Source organism: Desulfomicrobium macestii, assembly GCF_014873765.1.
In the GTDB taxonomy this organism is placed as follows: Bacteria; Desulfobacterota; Desulfovibrionia; order Desulfovibrionales; family Desulfomicrobiaceae; genus Desulfomicrobium; species Desulfomicrobium macestii.
Genome location: NZ_JADBGG010000019.1, coordinates 1 through 20548 on the forward strand (window position 1 = coordinate 1; position 20548 = coordinate 20548).

19 protein-coding genes and 1 pseudogene are annotated in these 20548 nt (G+C 56.6%); 10 read left to right on the forward strand and 10 right to left on the reverse strand.

Annotation, left to right across the window (positions count from 1 at the left end; all coding sequences use genetic code 11):
- Positions 1 to 68 precede the first annotated feature (68 nt).
- The 3 genes from H4684_RS12500 to H4684_RS21265 form a co-directional block, all read right to left on the reverse strand.
- Positions 69 to 1457: a S8/S53 family peptidase gene (locus H4684_RS12500; protein ID WP_192623987.1), complete on the reverse strand. Its 1389-nt coding sequence runs from the start codon at positions 1455 to 1457 to the stop codon at positions 69 to 71.
- A 4-nt stretch (positions 1458 to 1461) separates the two neighbouring features.
- Complete coding sequence (locus tag H4684_RS12505) at positions 1462 to 2439, reverse strand: AAA family ATPase (protein ID WP_192623988.1); 978 nt, start codon at positions 2437 to 2439, stop codon at positions 1462 to 1464.
- Positions 2440 to 2643: 204 nt separating this feature from the next.
- The gene (locus H4684_RS21265) at positions 2644 to 3165 is read right to left on the reverse strand and encodes a group II intron maturase-specific domain-containing protein (RefSeq protein WP_407644770.1); all 522 of its coding nucleotides are present in this window, start codon (positions 3163 to 3165) and stop codon (positions 2644 to 2646) included.
- 64 nt (positions 3166 to 3229) lie between these two features.
- On the opposite strand from H4684_RS21265, the pseudogene H4684_RS20655 reads away from it, so the two are divergent.
- Positions 3230 to 3387, forward strand: a pseudogene (locus H4684_RS20655) (integrase core domain-containing protein); the annotation flags it as partial.
- Positions 3388 to 3492: 105 nt separating this feature from the next.
- Here H4684_RS20655 and H4684_RS12520 read toward each other — a convergent pair.
- From H4684_RS12520 to H4684_RS12530, 3 genes are all read right to left on the reverse strand, one after another.
- Positions 3493 to 4464 carry a Fic family protein gene (locus H4684_RS12520; RefSeq protein ID WP_192623990.1) on the reverse strand — a complete coding sequence of 324 codons (972 nt, stop codon included), beginning with the start codon at positions 4462 to 4464 and terminating at the stop codon, positions 3493 to 3495.
- Positions 4465 to 4575: 111 nt separating this feature from the next.
- A complete protein-coding gene (locus H4684_RS12525; protein WP_192623991.1) occupies positions 4576 to 5418 on the reverse strand; it encodes a KilA-N domain-containing protein in 843 nt (280 codons plus the stop codon).
- Entirely contained in the window at positions 5415 to 5630 is a 216-nt protein-coding gene (locus H4684_RS12530) for a hypothetical protein (RefSeq protein ID WP_192623992.1), read from the reverse strand. Before H4684_RS12530 ends, H4684_RS12525 begins: the two co-directional genes overlap by 4 nt.
- A 647-nt stretch (positions 5631 to 6277) precedes the next feature.
- On the opposite strand from H4684_RS12530, the gene modB reads away from it, so the two are divergent.
- From modB to H4684_RS12565, 7 genes are all read left to right on the forward strand, one after another.
- On the forward strand, positions 6278 to 6949 hold the full coding sequence (modB, locus tag H4684_RS12535; protein WP_192623993.1) for a molybdate ABC transporter permease subunit: 672 nt from the start codon (positions 6278 to 6280) through the stop codon (positions 6947 to 6949).
- Positions 6950 to 6996: 47 nt separating this feature from the next.
- A complete protein-coding gene (locus tag H4684_RS12540) occupies positions 6997 to 7779 on the forward strand; it encodes an ABC transporter ATP-binding protein (RefSeq protein WP_192624047.1) in 783 nt (260 codons plus the stop codon).
- Positions 7780 to 7903: 124 nt separating this feature from the next.
- Positions 7904 to 8599 carry an ATP-binding cassette domain-containing protein gene (locus H4684_RS12545; RefSeq protein WP_192623994.1) on the forward strand — a complete coding sequence of 232 codons (696 nt, stop codon included), beginning with the start codon at positions 7904 to 7906 and terminating at the stop codon, positions 8597 to 8599.
- Positions 8600 to 8607: 8 nt separating this feature from the next.
- The gene (modA, locus tag H4684_RS12550) at positions 8608 to 9321 is read left to right on the forward strand and encodes a molybdate ABC transporter substrate-binding protein (protein WP_192623995.1); all 714 of its coding nucleotides are present in this window, start codon (positions 8608 to 8610) and stop codon (positions 9319 to 9321) included.
- A 3-nt stretch (positions 9322 to 9324) separates the two neighbouring features.
- Entirely contained in the window at positions 9325 to 9987 is a 663-nt protein-coding gene (locus H4684_RS12555) for a molybdate ABC transporter permease subunit (protein ID WP_192623996.1), read from the forward strand.
- 19 nt (positions 9988 to 10006) lie between these two features.
- Complete coding sequence (locus H4684_RS12560; RefSeq protein ID WP_318779641.1) at positions 10007 to 10729, forward strand: Rossmann-like domain-containing protein; 723 nt, start codon at positions 10007 to 10009, stop codon at positions 10727 to 10729.
- A 117-nt stretch (positions 10730 to 10846) separates the two neighbouring features.
- A complete protein-coding gene (locus H4684_RS12565; protein WP_192623998.1) occupies positions 10847 to 11797 on the forward strand; it encodes a transporter in 951 nt (316 codons plus the stop codon).
- 58 nt (positions 11798 to 11855) lie between these two features.
- Here H4684_RS12565 and H4684_RS12570 read toward each other — a convergent pair whose 3' ends face one another.
- Positions 11856 to 12992, reverse strand: a complete 1137-nt coding sequence (locus tag H4684_RS12570) for a TOBE domain-containing protein (RefSeq protein ID WP_192623999.1) — start codon at positions 12990 to 12992, stop codon at positions 11856 to 11858.
- A gap of 171 nt (positions 12993 to 13163) precedes the next feature.
- Here H4684_RS12570 and modA (H4684_RS12575) point away from each other — a divergent pair, with 171 nt between their 5' ends.
- Positions 13164 to 13913 carry a molybdate ABC transporter substrate-binding protein gene (gene modA / locus H4684_RS12575; RefSeq protein ID WP_192624000.1) on the forward strand — a complete coding sequence of 250 codons (750 nt, stop codon included), beginning with the start codon at positions 13164 to 13166 and terminating at the stop codon, positions 13911 to 13913.
- 159 nt (positions 13914 to 14072) lie between these two features.
- The gene (locus H4684_RS12580) at positions 14073 to 15224 is read left to right on the forward strand and encodes an iron-containing alcohol dehydrogenase (protein ID WP_192624001.1); all 1152 of its coding nucleotides are present in this window, start codon (positions 14073 to 14075) and stop codon (positions 15222 to 15224) included.
- Between the two features lie 130 nt (positions 15225 to 15354).
- Here the strand turns inward: H4684_RS12580 and H4684_RS12585 are convergent, their stop codons facing one another.
- From H4684_RS12585 to hpsG, 3 genes are all read right to left on the reverse strand, one after another.
- Positions 15355 to 16743 carry a sigma-54 interaction domain-containing protein gene (locus H4684_RS12585; RefSeq protein WP_192624002.1) on the reverse strand — a complete coding sequence of 463 codons (1389 nt, stop codon included), beginning with the start codon at positions 16741 to 16743 and terminating at the stop codon, positions 15355 to 15357.
- A 163-nt stretch (positions 16744 to 16906) separates the two neighbouring features.
- Positions 16907 to 17851 (reverse strand): (2S)-3-sulfopropanediol dehydratase activating enzyme, encoded by a 945-nt coding sequence (gene hpsH, locus H4684_RS12590; protein ID WP_192624003.1) that lies wholly within the window; start codon positions 17849 to 17851, stop codon positions 16907 to 16909.
- 101 nt (positions 17852 to 17952) lie between these two features.
- Positions 17953 to 20445 (reverse strand): (2S)-3-sulfopropanediol dehydratase, encoded by a 2493-nt coding sequence (hpsG, locus tag H4684_RS12595; protein WP_092191323.1) that lies wholly within the window; start codon positions 20443 to 20445, stop codon positions 17953 to 17955.
- Positions 20446 to 20548 lie beyond the last annotated feature (103 nt).

Sequence of the window (20548 nt, forward strand, 5' to 3'; positions counted from 1 at the left end):
GAAAAGCAAGTTCAATATACCGATATCATTGATTTATTTCAAGTGCAAAATGTTTCAAAACTGTATATTCAATGCAACTTTTTCACGGATTTAGGATTGTACTTAAATGATAGCCAATCCAACAACCTTGCCGTTGAACTCAAATATCTTATAAATGGTCGGGTAGGATCAGCTATTGACAAATTAATTATACGAATGGTCGGGGCAACAGGCGCCTCTCCATTTTCGCCTTCAAAAAGTCTTCGAACACAACTATGAATCAAATCTGTTAGTAATACATCTTCCGGAATATATTCTTCTGTCTCTCCTTTTAAAACATTCAGACGTGGCTTCATTATCGGACGCACATAAAGAGGACGCTTTAAAGATGAGCTTATACTATTTATGTCATCATTTAAAATGAGAGACGCCATAGATGTACCATGTTTGCAATCAACCGCACTATAATAATCGCCCCAGCCCATTGGATCGTCAACCAACAAACGCCCCTCAAGGCCAACATGCCCAACTAAAGGAAAACCATCAAATAAAGCTATCACTGGCTCAGTCAAGTAAGGCAAATAAGTATCTTTAACCAGAGGAATGGGTTGGCTCTCTGCGTTAGAGTTAAATGAAATGCTTTGTCCAACAGGCCTAAAAAACATTACTTGTTCACATTTAATTAATTTAAAATCCTCAAGATCACTCAAAATTTTTCTAGCTGCGGAGGCGGGCACATCCACAAGCAACGCGTGATACCTAATTTCTTGTATTGTAGAAATATTTCGAACTGTTCCGCCCTCCGACTCAACGATTAGTTGCAATTGGCGCTCAGCTAACTCCCGTGAAGTCCGGCTACTTCTGTACCAAAGCTCAATCTCAAATGGCAAATGTTCTTCCTTATGATCTAGGCGGAATTGAAGGTTCTCAAGAAAGCAAGTCTCTTTGATGCGATCTTGCACACTCCAACGGCGAATATCATATAAATATTTAAAAATATTTTTCCAAGAATTACGCCCGTATCCCAAATCAGCATCAGGATTATCACTGTACCTTTTCCATAAAGAAATCAGTGTTTGCATTGCACATTGGTTTGCCATTGAAAGGAAAAGTCGACCAGAAAGCAACTTTTCTTTATTTTTTTCGTCGTAAAAATCTTCATCAGGCTCTATTTCTACTTCATCAACATCAGATAGCCATTCAAGACCTTCTATATTATTACATGCGATTAGAAAAGTATCTACATTACCAATCGTTTCGAGTACGATCACATTTTCAGGAGAAATACCTCTAGTATCCTTTGATATTTCTGCTCGCTGTGTATTGAAGGCGCGATGAAGTTCATCAAGCTTGGGACCAATCCTTCGCGCTTGACGATGAGTGCTTGGAATATGTGGACTGGCTACAGGAAACCCTTTTGGAATTTCTCGGGCTGCTGAAGTCCGCTTGGGAAAAAAAAGAATCGGATATTCGGCCATATGTTTATTCGGACGTCAAATTTGTTAGAACTACCGAGCGATGTTTCCACTGCTCTAACCTCTTACCAACAATGGATTTTATATCACCTTGACAATTCGACAACACATATCGTCTACGTATATCAGAACAAAATTCTTCTATTTCAGCAAAGCTAAGATCTTGTAGAGTTCTTGCTAATGTGCTCAATTTAAATCCTAAAGGTTTATTGAATTCATCTTCAAACCTCTTTAACCATTCACTTATTTGACTAATTGTCGGATTAGGAAGGCTTAATCTGACTTGAAAACGCCTCCAGACAGCTTTGTCTAATAATTCCTGGTGATTGCTCGCAGCAATTACAACAACATAACTTGGGAGAGCATCTATTTGAAGTAATAGCGAGCTAACAACTCTCTTAATCTCCCCAGTCTCGTGTACATCCCCACGCTCTTTTCCAATTGTATCAAACTCATCAAAAAAGAGTACGCATTGGGTAGTTCGGGCATACTCAAATATTTGCTTCAGCCTGGAAGATGTTTCACCTAAAAAACTACCAATTAGCGACTCATATCGCACCACTAAAAAAGGCACCGCAAGTGAATAGGCAATCGCTTCTGCCAAACTTGTCTTCCCATTGCCGGGAGGTCCAGCTAAAAGCACTTTATGTCGAGGCTCAAGCCCGTAACTTCTTAATATTTCTCTCCTGTTCTGCTCTTCGACTAATTCATCACAGATCTGTCTGACTGTGTCAGACAGAATCATTTCACCAAGTTTTTTTTGTGGATTAATTTCAAAAAAAAGCCCTTTATTTTTGCTTTCACTAAAACCATTTCCTCTGGGTTGAGGAGAAATCTTCAAAGATTCTGCTAATCGATCTGCGAGAACAAAATGTTTATTAGCTTTTTCTTCAGCTATAATCGCTTCAGCAGCACTCCTAAAAGATGCTTGATCCCCTTTAACGCCAGCTATAATCAACTTGTTAAGCAAATCTGCACGTGCCATATATGTATTATCCAAATTCGACGGAGTGTTCTAACGCGTAAAAATTTATCCTAACCGCATACACATGGAGTTGGCAACTGTGAGCTTCTCTACGAAAAATCACCTCGCGTTTAGCGTAGGGTAGGAGCACCCTTTTTTCTCTTCCGGCCTTAAGCCTGCTGCACAATCAGATTCAGGATCATTCAGGGTGCTGCGAACAAGCTTTCAGCAAGCTGTCCCATGGGATGGAGTTAAGCGTTGCGGACTCGCCAGTCGAAAGACTTGGACTGCCAGATCGCAACGCGCGAGCACGAACCATCGCGCCAAGTCCATGAGCGGCTTGAAATCCCTATGCACGACACAGACATGGTTAGAGTAGGAAGCTGGCCCCATCGTTTTCCAGTGACTTCGCTTGACGCCTCGACGCACGCAGCTACTACGTGTCAAACAGGTCATCCGTGTCGCCAGCCTCCCCTCATCAAACCGTGCATGCAGTTTTTCCCGCACACCTTTCGTCCATCCGGCGGAGGTGGGCACTTTGTCCAATCCACACCTGCTGTAGAGCTCCCGATTGGGATATTCCTGGTAGCCTTCGGGCCGCTTCCGCTTGTGGCGCTTGCACAGATGTGTTCGCAACCGTTGTTCCATGTGCGCCCGAACAGGGGTCATGACGCGACTGCAATTCCGGAAGTGGAAGTAGTTCACCCAACCCCGCAGGGGGCATACGGCGTGAATTATCCCCTTCACCCCATCCGAAACCCAGGCTCTTGTCCGTTCCTTGCATAGTCTGCGCAACGAAACGATGGAATAGTTCCGGTGTCGGGCCGAGGCTAGGGTTGTGATTGAGGAATGGAGACGGCACTACAACTCCGTTCGTCCGCACTCAAGCCTCAACAACATGACGCCCGAACACTTCTGTCGGCAGTATGGAAAAAAAACTTGAACCGTGGGGAAACCCTCAAGAATTGAGTGGTCCGAAGTTTCCCGGCAGGTCATACCCATTTTTTCCGACTCAAATATGCATGACAAATTCATTTGCGACTCATTTTTTTGACAAAAGGAGTCGCAAAATCATTAAACCGCCCCTCTTTCTTCCATGCCTTCCGTAATGATGAGCAGCGCCTGGTATCCCAACACTGCCAGCTTACTCCCTACCTGTTCCTCCAAAATCATGAAGAAATCATTGTCACGCAGAACCTTCAGGATACGTATGGCCGTGGCTTTGGGGATGCCAGACTCGTTGTTGAAGGATGAGGAGGAGAAAATCGGTCGTGAAAAAATGAAGTCCATAGCTTTCTTGGCGTGCTGGGATCTGATGAGTTCCAGGGCACGATCCAAAGACTGCTCATACAGAACCAGAATCGCCTTGGCCTTGCGCAGGTTCTCCTCGGCCTGGGACTGCAAGGCCTCCAGGAAGAACTGGCACCAACCGGTCCAGTCTCCGACCCGAGAGACTGCCAGGAGTCGTTCGTAGTACTCGTCCCGCCGGGCCTCCAGGTAGGCGCTGATGTAAAACATGGGCCGCTGCAACAGATTGATGCTGCAAAGGTACAACGGCACGAACATCCGACCCAATCGCCCGTTGCCGTCCAGAAAAGGATGTAGAGCTTCGAACTCGGCATGCAATATGGCCAACTGCACCAGACGGTCCTGATAGTCCGCGTGGATGAACTGCTCCCACCGTCCCATGGCTTCAGGCAGCTTGTCCGCGGAAATAGGCACGTATTTGGCCTCTTCAATGGAACATCCATACGAACCAATCCAGTTTGGCACCTTGCGGTACTCACCCGGTGACTTGCTCTTCCCCCGCACCCCTTCCATGAGCACGGAATGGGCCTCCTTGAGCACCCGCTGGCAGAGAGGCAGATCGTCCATCAATTCCACAGCCCGGTGCATGGCCTTGCGGTAATTGAGCACTTCTTGAATGTCCGCCGTCCGCTCCGCCACTCGATCTTTGGGCTTGATCCCCGCCTCAAATTCCAGCACCGCCCCCATTGTCGCCTGCGTTCCCTCGATCCGCGAAGTCAGCACCGCCTCTTGGGTCATCGAATCTTGACCAATTCAAGAACCGCCAGCCCCACTCTCCCACTTCTGTTCTTGATCCGGCCCAGGCGCACAGAAAGTTTCATATTTTGCAACTTCCCGTAGCCCCGCCTGTCACTTTTGCCCTCTTCCCAACTGCTTTGCGATTCGTGCGGTGAGCGTTTGCATCTGGCGGATGGCAATTTGATTAAGCCGTTTCAAACGGTCGCCCTGAGGGAGTTCCATGTGGATAAACTCGGCGTTCATGTTTTCGAGGTTGGCGAGAACAAGAAGCTGTTCGAGGCTGGCGTGGTCGCGCATATTGCCGTCCTTGTCGGGATTGGCGTCCCGCCATTCGCGGGCGGTCTGGCCGAAGAGGGAAACATTGAGGAGGTCGGCCTCTTCGGCGTATGCGAAAGCGGCCTGTTTTGCGGTAACTTCCTTCGGGATGAGATGCGTCTGAATCGCGTCGGTATGGATGCGGTAGTTGATCTTGGCCAACGTGCGGTTGAGGTTCCAGGCAAGGGAAAGGCGACGATTTTCGTCCTCCTTGAGACGCTGGAATTCCTTGATGAGGTAAAGCTTGAATTCCACCGAGATCCAGGACGCAAATTCAAAAGCCACATCGGTATGGGCATAGGTTCCGCCGTAGCGTCCGGCTTTGGAAACAATCCCGATCGCGCCAGTTTGATCAATCCACTGTTTCGGAGTGAGCGTGAAACTGTTCAGTCCGGCCTGTTTTTTAATCCCGTCGAATTCGACGGGATTAAAACCATGATTGTGAAGTTGCTCCCATATGCCGAGAAACTCCAATGTATTGCGATTACGTAGCCAATTGCGAATGAGGTCGTCAGTGTGCTCCGGATTCTTCGACTTTGCGATGTCGGTGAGCGAGATGTAGTCCTCGTCCTGTCGACGAATCACGGTGATCTTGGTGCCCCGGACGTTGATTGTGGTGTCGGAGGTTTTCTTCTTCATTCCTTGGAACCCAAGTGTCCGAGAACACCCATCAGGGCCTCGTCAGTATGCCTGGCCGCCAGTTCAACGGCGTTTGAAACATGGTGCAGCACCAGCAAGAATGCTTCAGTATCCCCGTCTTCCAGACATGCATTGAGCATTCCCGCCGCCAAAGCGGGATCTTCCCGGTACATTCTGATGGCCACTTCATCAAAAGGCTTTGTAGCTCTCATTTCTTCCTCCGTTTATAGTCGGCCCTGTATTCCCTGGCCCGCTGATTTCGTGGCAAAAGGCTTCCCTCACGAGTCAAAACGCGCACCCTTTATCCACGGATTCCCGCAGGCACGGCATCCGTGACATTCCGTTGCATGGAGCGACTGGCGACCGCGATATTCATCTTCCACCTCCTCTGGCCAAAATTGCTCCGGTGAGCCGGAATGAAGTCCTGGATTTAATGAAGAAGCAAAGATATGGACATACGGCGCATCGTGTACCGCTGCGACACTGAAGCTACGAAGTTTGCGGTATGCGCAGGGCTGAAGTATGGGATACTTTGGAAGAGAATGACGCGGCATTGCAAAAATATTCGAAAATGCTCGATATCTGCAATCACAATATCTACGTTTATGTATCCTGCTGCAAATATGTAGCAATCCACATCGTATTCCGTCCAAAAATGAGCGGATATCATCGCATATCCCGGTCACGCTTTTCCGTGCTACCGTGACCGCCTTGTGGCCAACGGGCCGGAAAGCTAATGAATCCTATAGACTGATCAAGCGGCGCCGGGGACAACTCACCTGTCGGCCCGGTTGTTGCTTCAGAGCCGGCAAGCACCCACGGCGGAACACCGCCCAACCCTCGCCAACGGAACATGCGAATGGACATGACCTTTCTCTTCCCGGTGCAGCTCAGCCTGCGCGTGGCGGCTCTGGCCACCCTCACATCCCTGGTCTTCGGGGTGCTCTTGGGCTGGGTCTTCCACCGCTACCGTTTTCCGGGCAAGGAACTGCTCGATTCCATCCTGAGCCTGCCCATGGTGCTGCCGCCCACGGTGCTCGGCTATTACCTCATCGTGCTGCTCGGCCGGAACGGTTTCGTCGGGCGCTGGCTGGAATCGACTTTCGGCGTGACGCTGATCTTCACCTGGCAGGGCGCGGTGATCGCCGCCGCCGTGGTTTCCTTTCCGCTCATCTTCAAATCCTCCCGAGCCGCCCTTGGCGGCGTGGAACGCAAGTACGAGGACGCGGCCCGGACCATGGGATACCCTGAATGGCGCGTTTTCCTGCGCGTTTGCCTGCCGCTGGCCGCGCGCGGCATTCTGGCCGGGACCATGCTCGCCTTCGCCCGGGCCATGGGCGAGTTCGGAGCCACTCTCATGATCGCGGGCAACCTGCCCGGCCGCACCCAGACCCTGTCCCTGGCCGTGTACAGCGCCACCCAGGCAGGTCACGACGACCTGGCCGCGCAGCTCGTGCTGCTCATTTCCGTGCTCTGCACCCTCATCCTCTGGGTTTCGGGGCGGCTCCTGACACCACGATGGCAGGCCTGACCATGTTCGTGATCAGCCGCACCGCAAGCTCCCATCCCGAGGCATCCATGCACCCACGGACCGCACCGCAAGCAACGGCCCGGACCATCTCCTGCGACATCGACACGCGCGTGACCGCTCCCGGCGCCGAGTTTCGCCTGCGGGCCCGCTTCGAGGCGCCCGGACGACGCATCGCCCTCTTCGGCCCCTCGGGTTCCGGCAAGAGCCTGACCCTCATGGCCCTGGCCGGACTGCTGCGGCCCCAGCGCGGCCGCATCGAGGTCTGCGGCCGCACCTTCCTCGACACCGCCTCCGGCGTGAACGTCCCGGCCCGCAAGCGCAACATCGGCATGCTCTTTCAGGATTACGCCCTCTTCCCGCACCTGACCGTGCGCGACAACGTGTCCTTTGGCCTCAAGCCCATTTTCGGCCCCCTGAAGGCGGCGCACCGCGAGCGCGTGGACGAACTGCTGGAACTGTGCGGCCTGACGGCCCTGGAAGGCCGACGCCCCGCCCAGATCTCCGGCGGCCAGCGCCAGCGCACGGCCCTGGCCAGGGCCCTGGCTCCAAGCCCCGACCTGCTCCTGCTGGACGAACCCTTCACCGCGCTCGACCAACCCCTGCGCGAACGGATGCGCGCCGAACTCTTCGACATCCTGGAGCGATTCGACATCCCCATGGTCATGGTCAGCCACGACCTCGAAGACGTGAACCATTTCGCCCAGACCCTGGTCGCCTTCGGCCACGGCCGGGTGCTCTCCGTCATCGACTACGAATCCCGACGCAAATCGGAGTCCCCCCGCCAGATCCTCGACCCCCTTTTCCTGGCCGCCCAGACGCAGGCCGGCTGAGCGGTCACGTTTCCCTCCCCGTGCGTGACCTCGTTGCCGCGCGATCCCTTCTTGCCCTAAAGCACAGACAAACACGGTCCGCTTCCCTTTTCCGTCCTTCGGACCGCAAGCGCTGGAGCAATGCATGGGACTTCACATCAGTCTTCGCAAACGCCTGCCCCATTTCGACCTGCGCCTTGACCTGGGCTGCGCCCGGGGGGAGCTGACGGCCATCGTCGGCCCGTCCGGAGCGGGCAAGAGCACGCTCATCCGACTCGTCGCCGGACTGGAGACGCCGGACTGGGGCCGCATGGAGCTTGGCGCAAGGACCTTCTTCGACAAGGCGGCCGGAATCGACGTGCCCACCCGCGAGCGGCAAGTCGGCATGGTCTTTCAGGACTATCCCCTCTTCTCCCACCTCAGCCTGGCCAAAAACGTGGCCTTTTCCTGTGCGGACCAGGGCAAGGTGAACGCCCTGCTCGCACGCTTCGGCATCCGGCATCTGGCCCAGCGTAAACCAGGCACCGTCTCCGGCGGCGAACGGCAGCGCGCAGCCATGTGCCTGGCCCTGGCCCGCGACCCGGCCATCCTGCTGCTGGACGAACCGTTCTCGGCCCTGGACGCGCTCACGCGTTCCGATCTGCGCGGTGAGCTTCGGCAACTGACCAGGCAGCTGGGCATCCCCGTACTGCTCGTCACCCACGATCTGCACGAAGCCGCCGAGCTTGGCGACGCCATCTTCCCCATGACCGACGGCCGTCACGATCCGCAGTGGCTCAGCGATACCCTCTCGGGGGCGCGGCGCGCTTCCCAAAATCTTGCAACCCGCGTCTGCGCATAGGACCGACCATGAAAAAAACGCTGTTCACTCTTCTTCTCGTCTTCCTTGCCCTCCCCGCCCTGGCCGGAAACACCCTGCTCATCGCCTCGGGGGCGGGCTACAAAACCGTCGTCGAAGCCCTGTCCGAGGCGTACGCCAGGCAATCTGGCACCACGGTAGAGCGCATCTACGGCAACATGGGCCAGATCATCGGCCAGGCGCAAACCAGCGGGAAGGTCGACATGCTCATCGGCGAGGAGGGATTCCTGCGTTCTTCGGCCCTGCCCCTGGCCGAAAGCGCCCCTCTGGGCACGGGCAGGCTGGTCATGGCCTGGCCCAGCGGCAAGGAAGAACCGGCGGACCTGAAGTCCGCGACGGTCACGCGCATCGCCGTGCCGGACCCCAAACGGGCCATCTACGGCAAGGCCGCCAGGGAATATCTTGAAAACAGCGGGCAGGCAGACGCCCTGAAGGACAAACTCGTGGTCGTTGGCACCGTGCCGCAGGTCTTCACCTATCTGACGACGAACGAGGTGGACGCGGGGTTCATAAACCTCACCCAGGCCGTGGCGGTAAAGGACAAGATCGGCGGCTTCAGGGAGGTGGACCAAAGCCTCTACAATCCCATCGCGATCAGCTGCATCCGGCTTGAAACCTCCCCATCGCCCGACGCGGCCCGGGATTTCGCCAAATTTCTTGAAACCGGCACGGCCCGGAGCATCATCGCCGCCCATGGCCTGTAGGTCATGACGGAACTGTTGACCGATCCCAGGACCCTCGGCCCGCTCATTCTGTCCTTGAAGGTCCTGGCCCTGGCCGGCGGCATCCTGCTCCCTCTGGGGGTGCTGCTGGCGTATTTCCTGTGCGGCAGACCGTGCGCCGCGCGTTCGTTGGTCGATTTTCTGGTGACCGTGCCGCTGGTCTTCCCGCCCATCGCCACGGGCTTCATCCTGCTCATGCTGCTGGGACGAAACGGGCCTTTGGGGCGCGTGCTGCCCATCGACGTGGTCTTCTCCTTCCCCGGCCTGGTGCTGGCCTCGGTCATCGCCGGACTGCCCCTCATGGTCAAACCCGTGGAGGCCGCCTTGCGCAGCCAGGGCAAACGCCTCTCGGAAGTGGCGGCTGTTCTTGGAAAAACGCAATGGCAGACATTCGTCCTGGTCCTGCTCCCGGCCATACGCAGGCCCGTGCTGAGCAGCTGGCTCCTGGCCCTGTGCCGTTCCATGGGAGAGGTCGGCATCACGCTCATGCTCGGCGGCAACATCATCGGCAAAACCAACACCCTGTCGCTGGAAATCTACAATTGCGTCTTTACCGGAGAGCTGGATCGGGCCATGGTGCTGTGCGCCATCATCGCCACGCTGTCCGGCACGATGCTCTTCACCCTCAAACGCATGTCCGCAATCTGAACATGCCACGGAGAAAATGATGACTATTCTGGAACAGGTCCGCGCACGGGCAATCATTATATGGGACGCGGCCGGGCTCATGGATGAAAGCGTCGAGGTCACGGCCGCGCCGCTGACCGTCGAGCAGGCCATCGGCAAGCCGGAAGGACACGACTTTCCGATCCAGAAAGGCAAGGAAAAGCTCATGGAAGCATCCTTCAAGGGAGCAAAGGGACAGGCCTTCACCGACACCTACGGCGATTACCGGGGAAGTCTGCGCGACATCGCCAGTCTCGACCTTGCAAAACCCATGTCCCAGGCGATTTTCGTGGCCACCCTGAACGCGGTCATGCGCTGCGTGGGGCAAACCGAGTGCACCATCCACTGCAAGGACGCAGGCCCCGCCGAGTGTTCAAAGCTCATCGCCGGACACATTCGCGCCGCGCACGGCCAGCCGAAAATCGGGATGGTCGGATACCAGCCCGCCATGATCAAGGCCTTGAGCACCGAGTTTGAAATGCGCGTGCTCGACCTTGACCCGGACAACATCGGGCAGGTCAAACACGGGGCACTGGTCGAAGGCGGATGGGCCACCGAGGAAGTCATGCGCTGGGCGGACCTGCTGCTGGTCACGGGCACGACCCTGGCCAACGGATCCATCGACATGTTCCTGAATTCGAAACCGGTCATCTTTTACGGAACGACGATCGCCGGAGCGGCCAGCATCATGGGATGGGAACGTTACTGCCCGAAAAGCATGTAACGAAAACTGATGTGCATTTAAAAAACAGAATCACTCTTTCTCTTCAATTCGTGACGCAGTGGACTGAATCGACCTGAATGACGCATGTGTATCTCAACACTATAAAAGGAGATACACATGCGCATTTTTTTCCTGACACTGCTTTCATCTCTTCTCTTTTGCGGAACGAGCGCTCACGCCGCCAACGCAACATCGCCAAAGCCTCTTGCTCCGATCACACTTCAGGACGGCATCGTCTTCGCGCCCATGAAGTTCGCCGTTATCGGCAAATACAACTATTATGATCAGCATCGAATCTACACAGGCGCATCCCAGGACGATCCCGGTTTCGGAAAGCGCAGGCGTACGGCTCACGCCGGGCAACTGACCTTCCGCGCAGGACTTTTCGAGGGTTTCGAGGCGCTCCTGACGGCGACCGCCTTCAACAAGGAACTCAAACGCGAGAACGCCAAGGGGATGACCGACACGAGCGACGTCCAGGGTCTGGGCGACATCCAGATCATGGGGCGCTGGCAGGCCCTGTCGCAAAAGAAAGGCGATCCTCTGTCCCTGGCCCTGGGGCTGGGGCTTGAAATTCCCACCGGCGACAGCGACCACCGCAATTCATTCGGTCCCCAGCCGTACATGGGCCCTTTCCTGCAACTGAGCACTGGGTCATGGAACCCCAAGGCCACCGTGTCCGTGACGCGCGTCTTCGGCCGCTCCCGCGTTGACGGACAACTCATGTACACCCTCAACACGGAGGGAAGGCACGATCTGGAGAAGGGGGACCTGTTTCAATACAGTCTTGGCTACGGCTTCGCCCTGAACAGATACTTTACAGCCGGACTGGCCATGAACGGCGTACATCAGGAGAAAAACACACAGCAGGTTTCGCCCGGGGTGGTCAAGAAGGACTACAATTCAGGCTGTGACATGATTTTTCTTGGCCCGGAACTCAGCTGCAGGATCGAACCGCTGAACATGGTGCTGGGCCTGGCCGCGCCCATCCCGGTCTATGCCGACATGGGCGGAAGCCAGCCGGTGGAGGACTACCGCATCGTTGCCAAGATGGCGGTGCAATTCTGAAAAAAAGGGCCTGACGCCGCAAGACGTCAGGCCCACTCATCAAAAGGTGGCAGAGGTGTCATTCAAGAGTCAGGATAACCGAGAAGGCCTTGACCATGGCGCAGATGTCGTCGCCGACCTTGAGATCGAGATTGCTCACGGACTCGTCGGTGATGAGCGAAGTGATCTTGGTGCCGTCGGCAAGGTCCACCACCACCTCGGCCGCGATCTGCCCCGTGTTGACGGCCGAGATCCTGCCGCAGAACTTGTTGCGGGCGCTGGTCCTCAGCATGGAGTCCTCCTTGACCAGCACCACCCAGGGGGCCTTGACCGTCGCGATGACGGTCATGCCCATGGCCAGCCCCAGATTCTCGTAACTTTCCTTGGTGATGACGGACACGACCCTCAGACCCGAGGCGGTGGTCACCTCGACCTCGCTCAGAATCATTCCTTCGCGCACGGCGCTGATCTGACCCACGAACATGTTTCTGGCTGAAGTCTTCATCTTTTTTTCTTCCAAAATATAATGGTTCATGATGCGCCGGGTGTCGGCATCGGAAAAGCTGACGTACTGGGAGGACGGACTCTGGTGGCCGAGCATGGCGTCGACCACGACCAGCGGCACTCCGCCGCGCAGCAGCTCCACGGCCCTGGAATGACGGAGCACGCGAGGGTTCAAAAGCTCCCGGGGGATGCCAGTGCCAAGGCCACGTTCGGAGAACTTGCGACGCACGTACCCCTGGTCCATGCGAAAAATCTGCCCCCGCAGCTCCATGCTCATGGGATGCTCGAAAAAGAGGACCAGGGCGTCCACGACCTCGATCGGCAGGGGGATTTCGCGGGGCGCGTCGCCCCGGACCATGACCACGCCCCGGGCGAGGTCAAAGTCGGCGCAATCATCGAGGTCGAGGACCTCGCCAAGGCGCATGCCCGTGTAGCGCAAAAGAAGGAAAAGGAGCCAGATGCGAGTGCGCGCCTGACGGGTCCGCGAGTCGCGGGCCGCACGCAGCCATTCGCGAAAAGAGCGCGTCAGGGTTTCAAGCTGGCCGGGTTCGAGATACTTGACCGACTCGGGTACCTGAAAAATTCGGGCCGCCTTGGGAGCACGATTTACCACGCCCCCCGATTCGTCCAATCCCCGGCGCCTCATTTCCTCCTGCGCCAGAAAGGACAGCTGAATCAATGTATTCGGATCAAGTTGGTCCAATTTGTGCATTTCTTCTCCCGCCAACATATTTTTGCAAATCACAAAATATTACACATCGAGCGATGCACGAAACGCAGCGCCCTGATCAATACAGTCACGCTTTATCATGCTTGCGTGACCATATTGCCAAACAGGGGATCTTCAGGCCAGTAAAAATGCAATCAAAAAAAGGAGAGCCCCATGAATTTTAAATCGTTGCATACAATTTTGTCGCTTTGCATTGTCCTCATGTCCACTCCCGCCATGGCAGGGGATCTGCTGGTCTCGGCGGCCGCCAGCCTGACCAACGCCTTCACGGAAATGAAGGAACCCTTCGAAAAGGCTCATCCGGGAACCTCCCTGGTCCTGAATTTCGCCTCTTCCGGGGCGCTGCTCAAGCAGATGCAGCAGGGCGCGCCAGTGGATGTCTTCGCCTCGGCCGACCAGGCGACAATGGACAGGGCCGAAAAGCTCATCGACCCGGCCACCCGCGTCAATTTCGCGGGCAACGCCCTGGTCCTGATCGTGCCCGCCGAAGGTGGCCTGCCCCTGAACGACGCGGCCGAACTCAAGGGAAAAGAGGTCAAACTCGTGGCCATCGGCAACCCCGATTCCGTTCCGGCCGGGCGTTATGCCAAGGGCGCTCTGGAACATGCGGGCCTGTATGAGGCGCTGACCCCCAAATTTGTCCTGGCCGAGAGCGTGCGCCAGGCCCTCGACTACGTGGCCCGAGGAGAGGTCCAGGCCGGATTCGTCTACGCCACGGACGCAGCCCTGCGCGCCGACAAGGTCAAGGTTACGGCCGAGGTCGCCGGCCACAAGCCCATCACCTACCCCGTCGCCCTGCTTGGAACGTCCGGGGAAAAGGAAATGGGCCAGGCATTCATTGACTTCGTGAAGTCGGAGGAAGGCCAGGGCATCCTGAAGAAATTCGGGTTTAAAAGACCCTGAATTTCAGGATGAGCATACCCCCGCGCCAATGATCCGTTGCACCGGATCATTGGCGCGTCGTTTTTTTACGCGGCTCAATTCCTGAAAAATCTCAAATCCCCTGCGGCAGGCCTGAATCTTGCTTTGTCCTGAATCGATAAAAAACATTCTGGAGCAAGCATGATTCACACATTTCAAACGGTCGGCAAAATCATTCACGGCAGAGGTTCCTCGGCAAGAATCGGCGATGAGGTCATGCGCCAAGGAGCGTCACGCGTTTTCATCATAGCGGGCGGGAGCAGCATCCGAAACGACTGCCACAAACCGCTCGTCGAATCCCTGGCACGACACGACATCCCGGTAGAAATATTTTCTGGGGTCTCCAGCGAACCGACCCCGTCGCTGGTTGAAGAGTGCGCGGCCAGTCTCAGAAAGTTCGGCGCGGACGCCGTCATCGGACTGGGAGGGGGAAGCGTCCTCGACACCGCCAAGGCAGCCTCTTTGCTGGCCATAAACGGAGGGCCCCTTGAAAAATACTTCGGGGTCGATCTGATCCCCGCGCCGTGTCTGCCAACCTTCCTCGTTCCCACCACGGCCGGGACCGGGAGCGAAATGACCTCCATCAGCGTCGTGGCGGATGTCGCGTCGAATTCGAAAAAAGCCATCGTCAGCGACCATCTCTTCGCCAGGGCGGTGGTGCTCGATCCGGAGCTGACCGTCTCCATGCCGCCACGCATTACAGCCTCCACCGGCCTCGACGCCCTCGTCCACGCCATGGAGTCCTACGTCAATCTCAGCGCCAGCCCGTTCACGGACTGCCACAACGTGCAGGCCATGGGCATGATCGCGGCCAGCATCCGGGAAGCCTACTCAAACGGCGGCAACATCGAAGCCAGGGAAAGCATGCTCTACGCTTCGGCCCTGGCCGGGATGGGCTTTTCCAACACGCAGAACGGAGTCATCCACGCCATCGCCATGGCCGTCCCGGCGACGCATCACATCCCCCACGGCGTTCTCGTCGGCGCGTTGGCCCCCATGGGCATCGCCTTCAACTGCCTGGCCAGCCCCGAGAAATACGCCCGGATCGCCGAAACACTCGGCTGCGATGCCGCTGGAAAAAATCTGGACGAGCGCGCACAAAGCGCCGCCGACGGTTTCAAGAGGCTGCTCTTTGATCTTGGCGTCAAGCCTGGCCTTGAAGCCCATGGGGTGAAGCGTGAGGATATTCGGGGCATCGCGGAACGCGCGGCCGCGACGCGGCGACTGATGGGCAACAATCCCCGAAAGGGAACCGCCGATGAACTGGAGAAGCTTATCGAAAGGCATTTCTAGGCAGAAGCGCACTCCGCGCCGACCTTACGCGGCATCATCCGAATAACACGGACAAGGCAACAAGCCTGCCAACGGCGTGCGCCATGTCAGACAATGTCTGCGTCCGGATGCCGGGGCAAGCGCCCCGGCGTCACTTTTTCTGGACCTTCCTGAAAATAGTGCTGCGATCGACCTGGAAAAGATCGGCGACTTTCTGCACCGAACCGTGAACTTCAAGGGCCTGCTGCAGAAAATCCCGCTCGATGTCGGCCATGATGTTCTTCAGCGAGCGCCCGCCGGTCAGGATGTCGTCGGTGTAGCACCGCTCGCGCGCCAGGCCCTCGGAGACGGAGGCGGGAAGGTCGCGCGGGGACACGAGGGTTCCCTTGTGGGTTATGACCAGGCCATGGATCATGTTCTGCAGTTCCCGCACGTTTCCGGGCCATTGGTAGCGTGACAGGATGCCCATGGCGACCTCCATGACGGCCATGCTCTTGCCGTATTTGGAGGCATAATAGCGCAGAAAATGCTCGACCAGGGGCCGCACGTCGTCGGGCCGCTCGCGCAGCGCGGGGATGGTGACCGTGGCCACATTCAGGCGGTAGAAAAGATCGCGGCGAAAGGTCCCCGTCTCCACGCACTCGGCCAGATTCTTGTTGGTGGCGGCGATGATCCGGACGTCCACCTTGCTCGGACGGCTCCCGCCGACGCGCATGATCTCTCCGTCCTGCAAGACTCGCAACAGCCGGGTCTGCATGGACAGCGGCAGCTCGCCTATCTCGTCCAGAAAAACCGTGCCTCCGTCGGCCAGCTCGAAATAGCCGGCCTTGCCCTTGCTCGACGCGCCGGTGAAGGCGCCCGGCATGTAACCGAACATCTCGGACTCGGTCAGGGTTTCGGAGATGCCGCCACAGTCCACCTTGAGAAAGATCTTGTCCTTGCGCGAACTGTGGGCGTGCGTGAGGCGCGCGAAGACATCCTTGCCCACGCCGGTCTCGCCGAGCAACAGCACGGAGGCATCGGTGGGGGCGACGGTCTGAAGCATGTTCACCACGCCCTGCATCACCTCGCTCTCAAAAATCGGGGTCAGCGTCTTGCTGCGCTCCTGGGCGATATAGGCCATCTGCTCATGAAACTGTTCGATCAGATGGCGCTGTTCCTCCATCTGATCGTTGAGGCGCGTGATCATGGTGATATCGCGCACGAAGGTGACCACCAGACGCAGGGCCCCGGAATCATCGAATACGGGAAATCCCGACAGGACCAGCTTCTTCCCGTTCTGCAACTGCTGCACATGGGTGGCGGGCTTGCCGGTGCGAACTATTTCAGGATTCAGGATCTTGTCGAAGACTCCATTCTCGACAAGGGCGCGCACCTGCTTGCCCTGCACCTGCTCCTGCTTGAGCCCGGTGAGCTGCTCGTACATGCGGTTGACACGCAGGGTCACGCCCGAAACGTCCGAGATGAACACTCCATCGGGAAGAGCATCAAGTATGTATTCAAAGTTCTTTGAAAGAAAATCCATGGAACGGTTTGGCATGCAAAAAATCTCTCACGGCTTAAAAAAAAAGGCAACCCTGACGAGCTGCCTTTTCATACAATGCTATGTAAAATAAGAATATGACATCAAAATACCAACATAAATATCAATTTATGACGAAATGAATGATGCATAAATTCAAATCATAAATATTTCATCAATATTACTTAGTCACCTCAACCCTGTCTCCAAGAACGCTCCTGGCAGCATCAATCAGTCTCGGCATGACGGATTTATCCAGAGTGACTTCATCCATGGGCGGAACACGATCGAGAAAATGATATTTCTGTGTCCCAAGACGATGATAGGGAAGCATTTCATAGCGCACATTCGGGAATGGCTCCAGGAACCGCGCAATGGCGAGGATTGCTTCCTCCGAATCATTGAATCCGGGAATCACCGGAGTGCGGGCCAGAATCGTCTTGTTCGGGTCAAGCAGGGCGAGCTTCCTGAAATTGTCGAGAATCCACTCGTTGGAACATCCGGTCTGCGCTTCATGAATCCCGCTGTCCATATGCTTGATATCATACAAGACGTAATTCAGATATTCGGACGCGGCCTCCAGCGTCTTCCATGGAACCATGCCGCACGTCTCCACCGCCGTCTTGATCCTGCGACGACGCGCATCGCGCAGCAAAGCCAGGGCAAACTCGCCCTGCATGAGCGGCTCCCCTCCGGACAAGGTCAATCCGCCGCTGGATCTGGTGTAGAACGCCGCATCCTGCTCGACAACCCTCAGCACGTCATCGACGCTCCGCTCCTGCCCGTAGACGATAAGCCCCTGCGACGGACACGCTTCGGCGCAATTTTTCGGACATCCGTCACAAAGCGTGCGGTCTATGCGCAGCGTGTCGTCGGCCTCCCGTATGATCGCTCCGCGCAGGCAGGCCTGCAGACAGCGCGTGCATTTGGAGAACGTGAGGCAACGACCGGCATTGAAGGCCAACTCGGGTTCGCTTTTTTGCGACTCGGGATTGCTGCACCAGTTGCAGGACAGGGGACACCCCTTCAGAAACACGATGGTCCGAATCCCGGGGCCGTCGTGCACGGAATATTTCTGGATGTTGAACACCAGACCTTTCTTCTTTTTGTCTTCTAGCGCGCTCATGAGACTCCTCGATGGTTTACGCGATGGGGAGGACCGGCGGGCGGTCCCGGCGCCAATTCCTGGGGCGGAAAAAGGTCAGGGGGCCGAAGCCCCCTGTTTTTTTAGATGTCTCCATGCTCCGTACGGGCGATGAGGTCGTCCTGAAGGTCGGGGGAGAGATCCACGAAGTAGGCGCTGTAACCTGCGATGCGCACGATCAGGTTGCGGTACTTCTGCGGGTCCTTCTTGGCCGCGATGAGGGTGTCGCGGTTGATGACGTTGAACTGCACGTGCCATATCTTCAGGTCGCAGAAGGTGCGGATGAAGGATACGAGCTTTTCCGTGCCCTGCTCGCCCTCGATGCACTTGGGAGTGAACTTGATGTTGAGCATACGGGCCGCGCGGTCGCGCATGCCGTAGTTCTTGGTGTTGTAGTTCGAGAGCAGGATGGCGGTGGGCCCGTTCACATCCGCGCCGTGGGAGGCAGAGGAGCCGTCGGACAGCGGAGTGTACTGCTTGCGTCCGTTGGGAGTCGCGCTGACGACCTTGCCGAAGGGCACGTGGGAGGTGAAGGGCACGTAGCGCACGTCGTTGTGCATGCCCAGATCCTTGCTGTACTTGCCGCCGTATTCAACGGAAATCCTGTCGATTTCACGACCGATGCTGTCGGCATAGGGATCGTTGTTGCCGTAGCAGGGAGCGCTGCGCAGCAGGGCCTCGATATCCTCGTGCCCTTCGAAGTTGGCGTCGATGGCGTCGATGATCTGCTGCATGGTCAGCTTCTTGTCCTCGAAGACCAGCTTCTTGATGGCCGCGAGGGAGTCCACGACAGTGCCGAGTCCCATGTATTCGAAGTAGCCGAGGTTGATGCCCTCGGGGATCTGCTCCTGATGCAGGTCGATGCAATGCTTCATGCACAGGTCGTGCATGGCCGAGCCCATGGGCTGGGCGAAGCAGGTCGCGCGGATCTTGTTGATCTTGTACTGCTGCACGAAGGCGGCGCGCAGGAAAAGCAGGTGCTGCTGCACGTATGCGTTCCAGAACTCCTCCCAGGTGGCGAACGTGGTCGGATCGCCGGTCTTCAGGCCGAGCTCGGCATCGCCGTATTTCTTCATGCGGCCGTTGCGCAGCACCATTTCCACGGCGGCGGCGAAGTTGATGTACGCGCCGCCCGATGTGTAGGTGTCGCGGTTGGGCATACGCGCCTCGGTGCAGCCGGATACTGCGTAGTCATAGGCCTCGGCGAAGGTCGCGCCCTTGGAAACGTACAGCGGCACGATCTCCTCGTCGTTGATCAGCTTGGGGAAGCCCGAGCCGTCCTTGATGGTCTCGGCCACGTCCCACAGGTAGCTCTCGGGGGAGCGGCTGTGGATGCGGGCTGCAAGGTCAGGGTAATGCAGCGGGAATTCGCGCTTGGACTTCAGAATCAGGTGCGTCAGGTCGTTGGTGGCGTCACGTCCGTCCGGGGTCTGGCCGCCCACGGTCACCGCTTCCCAGTGCGCGTAGCCTTCGTTGAAGGCGCCGCCCGTGGGAGAGATGTACATGTCGATGAATTCGGCCATGCCGACCCACATGCACTCCAGAAGCTCCATGGCCTGCTCTTCGGTCAGCTTGCCCGCCTCGACATCCTGGGCGTAGTAGGGGTAAAAATACTGGTCCATGCGACCGTTGGAGATGGTCGTGCCGGTCTTCTGCTCGATGCGGGAGAACATCTGCGTGAACCACTGGCTCTGGCAGGCTTCCCAGAAATCACGGGCGGGCTCGCCGGGAACACGCTCGGCATTTTCGGCCATGCGGATCAGCTCCGCCTTGCGGGCCGGGTTGGTTTCCTTCTCCGCCACTTCACGGGCCAGCACGGCATGGCGCTTGGCCCAATGCACGATGGCATCGCAGACGATGACGATGGCTTCGAGGAAAGGCCTCTTCTCGCAGTTGTCCTTGGGGCTGAGCGGATCGAGGGCGTCCAGCTTCTCTTCGGCTTCGCGCTTGATGTCGTTGAAGCCGCGCTTCAGAATCTTCTCGAAGTCATGCACCCACTGGATGGAGGAACGGAACGAGGCGGTCTCGTTGACGATGAAGCGGGACATGAGCCCTTCCGGATCGTCGTAGGTCAGCTTGTGAACTTCCTCGGGCAGGGCGGCGTTGAGCTTCTCGTGGAAGGTCTTGCCCTTCCAGAAGGGAGCGATCTGCTCGACGACAATCTTTGCGTCCTCGGGAGTGATGGTCGCGGGAGACTGCTTACGAGTGGGCAGGTCGCGCACTGCGATATCCAGAAAGTCACCATCGAGTTCAGGATAGAGAATGCCGTAGCGGCCGTCGAAACCGGCGCGGCCCAGCAGAAGCTGATCTTCCTGAACGTAAACAGTCATGTTTTCGGCGATATGCTTCAGAGCCTTTGCCCAGCGCAGAACAAGAGGCTGTCCTTCAGTCTCTTGCATCGACTGCGTGAAATACAAGGCACGCTCAATATCGATGCGGGGTTTCTGTCCGTCAAATTTTTCCAGGAGCTTGAAGACACGACTGTGGGTCTTTCTGAATTTATCTTCCTTACCTTCAATCTGATTATAAAGGCGTTCTTCCTGAGGCGACATGCATCCACAAGTAAAGCGAGTCATGTTCTTACTCCTGATCTAAGTTTATTGATTGAATCTTATGAGAACTTAAATCCCGAAAAGTAGTCATCAGACTATTCTTAGCATCGTACTCAATTCTTCTTTT